General features: G+C 31.0%; 5 protein-coding genes. 3 read left to right on the top strand and 2 right to left on the bottom strand.

Translation table 11 applies throughout. The features are described 5' to 3' along the window. Positions 1 to 698 precede the first annotated feature (698 nt). Complete coding sequence (locus U9R42_13825) at positions 699 to 1,706, bottom strand: STELLO glycosyltransferase family protein (GenBank protein ID MEA3497101.1); 1,008 nt, start codon at positions 1,704 to 1,706, stop codon at positions 699 to 701. 207 nt (positions 1,707 to 1,913) lie between these two features. On the opposite strand from U9R42_13825, the gene U9R42_13820 reads away from it, so the two are divergent. The 3 genes from U9R42_13820 (at position 1,914) to U9R42_13810 (ending at position 7,396) form a co-directional block, all read left to right on the top strand. Continuing rightward, positions 1,914 to 3,932 (top strand): glycosyltransferase family 39 protein, encoded by a 2,019-nt coding sequence (locus tag U9R42_13820; GenBank protein ID MEA3497100.1) that lies wholly within the window; start codon positions 1,914 to 1,916, stop codon positions 3,930 to 3,932. 46 nt (positions 3,933 to 3,978) lie between these two features. Next, on the top strand, positions 3,979 to 6,450 hold the full coding sequence (gene priA / locus U9R42_13815; protein MEA3497099.1) for a primosomal protein N': 2,472 nt from the start codon (positions 3,979 to 3,981) through the stop codon (positions 6,448 to 6,450). Positions 6,451 to 6,856: 406 nt separating this feature from the next. Continuing rightward, a complete protein-coding gene (locus tag U9R42_13810) occupies positions 6,857 to 7,396 on the top strand; it encodes a 30S ribosomal protein THX (protein ID MEA3497098.1) in 540 nt (179 codons plus the stop codon). 109 nt (positions 7,397 to 7,505) lie between these two features. Here the strand turns inward: U9R42_13810 and U9R42_13805 are convergent. Beyond that, a partial coding sequence (locus U9R42_13805) for a hypothetical protein (GenBank protein MEA3497097.1) occupies positions 7,506 to 7,714 on the bottom strand: 209 nt, incomplete at its 5' end.

Genomic DNA, 7,714 nt, shown 5'->3' with positions numbered 1-7,714 from the left:
ATTGTGAGGGAGGTACGACCGCGACAATCTCGGGCTTTTTAGCAGAGGTAGTCAAAAACAGTCCTCAGTCAGCAGTAGGCAGTCTCCAGCCAGCAGTCAAATTCCAAATAAACAAATCATCAAATAAACAAATCAACAGATAAACAAATAAACAATTCTTTCATCCGATTGCTTCAGTCATACTTCCTTCGCAATGACGGTATCTTGGAGCTTTTTAATAAACAGATAACCAAATAAACAAATAAACAATTATTCCTTTGCGTTCTTTGCGTCTTTGCGTGAAATTACTCCGACTCATCAGATTGCCACAGTCATTCTTCCTTCGCAATGACGGTATGTTGGAGCTTTCAAATAAACAAATCAACAGATAAACAAATAAACAATTATTCCTTTGAGTTCTTTGCTTGCCCCATAAGGAAGTATGACTGTATCGGGGCGTCTTTGCGTGAAAATAGAAACAAATCACCAAGACTTGCGACACGAAGTTAGCTCGTATGAGTCCGTATGGATAAACAAATAAACAACTTAATGACAATTAAATGACAGCGAAGCAAATGACCACTAAATGACTATTGAAACAAATAAACAGATAACTAAATCCTCCTTCGCTAAAGCTATGGAGGAGAATCTAAACAATTCTTCTTTGCGTCTTTGCGAGAAAATATAAACAATTCCCCCAAATTTTATAGTATTACTTCTTATGCAATTTTTGAAATATCTTCCAACCAAGCATCAATCAAATTCAATTCTTCCTTACCTACTAACTCCATATCCACAAGCTTTTGGTAACATTTTTTAAGATTTTCACCAAGGAATTCCTTTCCGCTTTTTAAATCCAGAGCTTCTAACGTTTTAACAATTCTATCATTATTTAAATAGCCCGGTATTTCATCTTTAAAATCCTTCATCAAATCATGTTCATTTCTTTCCTGCCAAACAGTTGCTTTATGGAAAAGAAGATGCCAATCATTTTCCCACAAAATTCTTTGAGCAACAAAACTCCTCCAAATATCTGTCATGCGGAAACTACAATATGAAGGTAAATACATAAGAGGAAACGCCTCTTCAAACCAAGCAGTATTTTGACTATTAAAAGGGCACCAAGTATTTTTTCCAACTGCTATTGAAAAATCATCATCAAACTTTAAAGGAAGTGGGTAAGTAAGTCTATAAACAGCATCAACATCAGGATTTTCATCAGCAAGTCCTTGCTGTACAGGGCATATAACATCCTGCGTTTTAAAAAGTTTTTTCTGCTTTTGTTCATCTTGAATTTTTTCAAGCGGAAATCCTCTTGGCCAAATTACTTTGTCAGAAAAATAACCAAACACATTTAACCATCCATCATTTTCAGATGTGGCAACAGTCTGTTTTCTTCGTTTATCATTCCAAAATTCCTTACGAGGAAAATTATCATCATCTGTTTCAGTTATTAAAGTTGCACCATTCTTTTGAGCAATTAAATAACCTAGGTTTTTTCTTCCGTAGTGCCTTTCAGGTAAAATCTTTGCTAACTTAAAGTCCAGTTCTTTTTGCCTATCCATTCCATAGAAATCACATCCGTCAATAAAAAAATCTTTTGGAGATGGGACATCACCAATAAGGATAAATTCTATATTATTTTCTTTAGCACCTTTGGCTATACTTTTTAAAACATCATTAGGAGCAGATATTGAAGTTATAATTATTGCTGTTTTTTTGTTCATAATTTAAGTTTTCATTTTCACAGCAAAGTTAAATTAAATTGTAATTACGGATAATATTTAAATTGGAAACTTATAAGGGAGCTTTTATTAATTCCAGATATTACATACATATCACAAATTCCTATAAATCAACATTTATCAATTTTACATAAAAAGCATTCCATCATTTAATAATTTACTCTTATTTTTGAAAAAAAATTAAATAACATGACAAAGAAACAAACAGCTAAAAAGAAACAAAAGGATACTTCAACAAAAAAGATTGCAAACTTAAATGATTCAAAGATATTTCAAAATAAATGGCTTGGGTTGATACTTGGCGGTTCTTATTTTTTGATAATGGCAATTATTAGTTTTTCGTTTCACAAAATTGGCGATTATGGTGTAGAAACCGACTTTTTTTGGTCTTATGTTCCCCAAGCACAAAATTTTCTTGATGGAAATATTATTATTGACAAATATCGTGGTCCACTCTACCCTATTACTTTAGGTTTGTTTTCAATAATATTGGGAGACTTTTTCAAAACAGGTATTTTCTTAGCAATTTTATCAGCAAGTTTAATAATTTATCTAACTTATGAATTATTAAAATCCTTGTTCAATCCGCTTGTAGCACTCATTACAGTTCTTCTTTTAGCCGTTAACACCACTTTTAATCTTTACACTTACAGTGCAGGAACGGATATGTTCTTTAACTTTTTAATAACAGCATCACTATTTTTTATTTTAAAATCAAGAAAATATGAATTAAAAAATATTATTATTGCTGCGGTATTTGGCGGACTTGCTTACATAACACGTTACAATGGTATTTTTATTTTTATAACAGTTATTGCTTCTATACTTTTTATAAATATTTATAAACTTGATTGGAAAAAACGTTCCATTACTGCATTGATATTTATTGTTGTTTTTGCTGCAATAATTTCACCTTGGGGTATTTATACACAGCAGAAAAAAGGCAAAGCATTTTTTAATCAAAATTATCAAAACATTGCTTATGAATATCTTGCAAAGGATAAAATGAGTTGGGATGAATTTTGGTATCAAGGAAATAGAGACAAATACTCCTCACTTACACAGGTTGTTTTTCAAGAACCGGGAACATTTTTCAAACAATTAATTACTAACAGTTTTAGCCATTTAGGCAAAGACCTTGGTAGCTTGATTGGCTGGCATATCGCTATATTTTCAATTTTTGGATTGTTACTTTTGTTTATACATCCGCCCGACAAATCTCGTTGGACCTTCTACCTTGCTAACTTTCTATTCTTTGGAGTTCTGCTATTGGTTTTTTACAACGAAAGATTTTCAATGTTTTTGATACCATTTTATCTTGTTTTCGGAGTTAATGCACTTTTCTCTGAAAATAAATATTTAAAAAAATCAGTGATAAAATCCCAATCAACAGTAATAGTTCTTGCAACAATATTAATTATTTGGAATTTCAGTAAATCGTATAGCTACAACAGTGAGAACATAAGTTGCGGAGATAAAAATTTGCCTAAAATGGCAAAACAATTTCAAGGACTAAAACCCAAAGATAAGGATGGCGATAAAATTATGGCACGAAAAGCACATATAGCTTATTACCTTAATCTTGAAAAAAAATATGTTCCTACAGCTAAAAATTATTATGAACAAGTAGCACTACTTTGGAAGAAAGAAGTTGACTATGTTTACTACAGTATTTGGGAAGCAGGCAGAGGATTTAACTTTTTGCAAGACCCAAGCAAAGTACCACCTGATTTTAAACTACTTACCTACACAACAGCCAGCAACAAACTAATAAGAAAAAAAGAAGGAAGTAAAAGCCCTTATGACATTAAAGTTCAAGAGCAAACACAACCGGCATTGCTTTATAAAGTAAAAATTGATTCTGTAAGATATACAATTATTGACTGTGCAAAATGGTTTGAAAAGAATATTCCAATTAAAAATAAAAAAGAATCAAAACAGGAAAAAATTATGGCAGTAGCACCATATCTTGCATATTATCTCGGTCGCACTGCTGTTGAAATTCCTAAAGGAGGAGCTGATGAACTTTTAAATCAGTTAAAAAAAGAAAAAGTTGATTACTTATATTTTGGACTTATTGAGGCATCAGCTCGAATGCAATTAGGAGCTTTATTAAATCCTGACAATGCACCGCAATGGCTCGAAGTTGTAGCTAAAATAAATATGGATGGAAATTATCCAGCTGTTTTATACAAAGTTGTTTATTAATTTACCAAAATTATAATTTCACTTTTGTAATAATTGGAAAATAGAAATGGGACTTTTTGAAGATAACAATAAAGATTTTTTTTATACGGATGTTGTACTTCCATTTCCTTTGCGTAAAGCATTTACTTACAAGGTTCCTCATGAATTTACAGATAAAATTGAAATTGGTAAACGAGCTATTGTTCAATTTGGTAAGCGAAAAATTTATACTGCTTTAATTGTTAAAATTCACAAACAAAAACCCGAGAAATACAAAGCAAAAGAAGTACTTGATATACTTGATGAACAACCGATTATTTATTCAAAACAACTAAAACTTTGGCAATGGATAGCCGATTATTATTGCTCTTCGGTGGGGGAAGTAATGGCGGTAGCACTACCTCCAAGCTTAAAACTTGAAAGTGAAAGCAAGGTTATTATTAATCCTGAATATGACGGAGATATTACAAATTTAACTCAAAATGAGATTATTATCACTGAATCGATTGTAAATCAGAATGAATTGTCGCTTTCGCAAATTCAGGATATTTTAAAAATTAAAAATATTTTTCACATAATTAAATCACTTTACCAACACGGAATTATTTTACCAAAAGAAGAATTAAAGGACACCTACAAAGTAAAAAAGGAAAAATTCGTTGAACTGAATCCTGAATATAAAGATGAAAATAAACTAAAAAATCTTTTTACTGAACTTGAAAAAGCACCAAAACAACTTGATGTTATTTTAAGCTATCAATCAATGTTTAAAAAAGCAAAGAAGATTTCACAAAAAGAACTAATCAAAATATCTGGAGCTTCATCACAAATAATTAAATCACTTGAAAAAAAGAAAATATTAATAATTAAAAGTGTAAAAGTTGACAGGATTGAAAAAGAAAAATACAAAAAAGAAAGTTTTGAACTAAAAGATTTTCAGCAAAAAGCACTTGAAGAAATAAAAATTCAATTTGAGAAAAAGAATGTAGTTTTATTACACGGAATTACAAGTAGTGGGAAAACTCATTTGTACATAAATCTTATTGAAGACCTTATCAGCAAAGGGCAACAAGTTTTATATCTCGTACCTGAAATTTCTTTAACAGCACAATTGATAAGACGATTAAGAAATTATTTTGGTAACAAAATCGGTATTTATCATTCAAAATTCAATCCTAATGAGAGATATGAAATTTGGCATAAAACCCTTAATCAAGAATATTCAATAGTACTTGGAGTACGCTCAGCAATGTTTTTACCATTTAAAAAACTCGGACTTATAATTATTGATGAAGAACACGAATCAACTTTCAAACAACAAAACCCTGCACCACGTTATCAAGCAAGAGATACAGCCGTTGTCATGACTTCTATTTTTGATTGCAAATGTTTGCTTGGAACAGCCACTCCTTCATTTGAAACATATTTTAATACAAAAACAAAAAAGTACGGATATGTAAAAATAGACAGAAGATTTACCGATGTTCAACCACCGGAGATTATCCTTTCCGACCTTAAAGACGAATACAAAAGGAAAAAGATGAAAGGACATTTCGGTTCAAAATTGTATGAAGAAGCAAACAAAATAATTAAAAAAAATGACCAAGTAATATTTTTTCAAAATCGTAGAGGATATGCTCCCTACATTGAATGTCAGACTTGTGGATGGGTGCCAAAATGTAAAAACTGTGACATCAGCCTTACCTATCACATGATATCCCGAACTTTAAGTTGCCATTACTGCGGGTACAAAACGGCAATTCCTACAAAATGTGATAATTGCGGAAATACTCAAATGAAAATGAAAGGTTTTGGAACTGAAAAAATTGAGGACGACCTTGAAGTTTTATTTCCGGGAATTGAAGGTATTCGCATGGATTATGATACAACAAGAAAGAAAAAAGCATATCATAAACTGATAAGTAAATTCGAAAAAGGAGAAGCACAAATTCTTGTTGGAACACAAATGGTTACTAAAGGATTTGATTTTGAAAAAGTTAAATTAGTAGGAATACTAAATGCAGATCAAATGCTTAATTATCCTGATTTCAGAGCAGTTGAGAGAAGCTATCAGCTAATTTCACAAGTAAGTGGTAGAGCAGGAAGACGAAAAGAAAGGGGTAAAGTTATTGTTCAAACATTCACTCCTGAGCATCCTGCATTCATCTTTATTCAAGCAAACGATTTTGAAGGTTTTTACAATCTTTACATGAAAGAAAGAAGGGGATTTAAATATCCTCCACTAACTAAATTAATTTTAATAAGCCTTAAAGACAAATCGCAAACAAAAGTATCAGAAGGTGGTGAATTTTTGGCAAAAAGGCTAAAACTCAAATTGGGAAAAAGAGTACTTGGTCCTGAAGCTCCACCAATTTCAAAACTTAGAAATTTGTACATCAACCAAATAATGTTAAAATTTGAAAGAGATAATGCCTTAATTAAAAACGCAAAAGAAACACTAATTGATGAAATTTCTAAATTTAATTTTGATACACGTTATAAAAGCATTAGAGTGGTAATTGATGTTGACCCGTATTAGGGAGAGAAGTGAGACGTGAGAGGTGAGAGGTGAGAAGTGAGAGGTGAGGGGTGAGAAGTGAGGGGTGAGAAATGAGAGGTGAGAGGTGAGACGTGAGACGTGAAAAGTTAAGCATTGACCATTCCTTAATAGGATTGTTTTTTTTTATTCTTCAATTTATATTTTCATTAGTGTATTCGTGGCGATAAAAAAAATGAAGGGTGAAAAAGAGGAGGTAAAAGGGCATTTAGGAAGTAATCAAAATGGTGGAAATTTGTAATCACTCAACCAATAAAGTACAAAACTGTTGAATTTCAGTCTTTTCTGTTGTTTTATAAATATTTAAATTTTTGTTGCAAATCAAAGTTCAAATTAAAAAGATATTCCTACTTTTGCACTTCATTTTAAAAGATAAAAATAATCAATTATGGGCAAAGGTGATCCAAAAACAAAAAGAGGAAAAATTTTTAGAGGTTCTTTCGGAAAATACAGAAAGAAAAAAAAGAACGATGTTTATATTCCAAAAGTTGAGGAAAAAGCAAAAATAGCAGAAGAAGAAACTAAAGTTATTGAAACCAAAGAGGAAGTAAAAGTAAAAAAGAAAGAAAGTAAAAAGGTTGAAAAAACAGAAGTAAAAAAAGAAGCTAAAGCTAAAAAAGAAGAAAGCAAAACAAAAAAAACAACCAAAGCAAAAGATACAGCAAAAAAAGATAAAACGGAAGATAAAAAAGAGGTTAAAAAAGAAATCAAAAAATCTTCAACTAAAAAGAAAGCCACAACAAAAAAAGCTCCTAAAAAAGAGGAAAAAACTGAAGCTAAAAAAGAAACAAAAAAAGTTCCTGCTAAAAAAGAAACAAAAAAAGCTCCTGCTAAAAAGGAAACAAAGGCTAAAAAAGCTCCTGCTAAAAAAACAACAACCAAGAAAGCAACAGCGAAAAAAACTACAAAAAAGAAAGAAGATAAATAATTTTCAAAAATCTTTACTTAACAATACACAACCCTGCATTAACCTGCGGGGTTTTTTTTTGCATTTTTTCAATTCGCAAGAGTTATATTTATTAACTTGATATTATTATTTAATACTTATTACAATTAAGGGGGCTTCTATTTAGTGTCTCTAAGAAAACTCTGCAAAATTTGATAGTTTTCTTAGAGGCACTATTTATCTCAGCAAATAATGTCGTGCCGATGGCACTTTTGTTTATTTTATCACAGAAGTTACCATAATATCGCTCCTCTGGAGCTTTTTTCAGTACCGTAGGTACGATATTATGGTAAAAATAAA

This window comes from Bacteroidota bacterium (genome assembly GCA_034723125.1).
In the GTDB taxonomy this organism is placed as follows: Bacteria; Bacteroidota; Bacteroidia; order CAILMK01; family JAAYUY01; genus JAYEOP01.
This window is presented reverse-complemented; position numbering and strand designations above follow the sequence as displayed.

Excerpts from the sequence above, each read along its gene's own strand:
- U9R42_13810 (MEA3497098.1), top strand. The coding sequence starts at position 6,857 with ATGGGCAAAGGTGATCCAAAAACAAAAAGAGGAAAAATTTTTAGAGGT.
- priA (MEA3497099.1), top strand. The coding sequence starts at position 3,979 with ATGGGACTTTTTGAAGATAACAATAAAGATTTTTTTTATACGGATGTT.
- U9R42_13820 (MEA3497100.1), top strand. The coding sequence starts at position 1,914 with ATGACAAAGAAACAAACAGCTAAAAAGAAACAAAAGGATACTTCAACA.
- U9R42_13825 (MEA3497101.1), bottom strand. The coding sequence starts at position 1,706 with ATGAACAAAAAAACAGCAATAATTATAACTTCAATATCTGCTCCTAAT.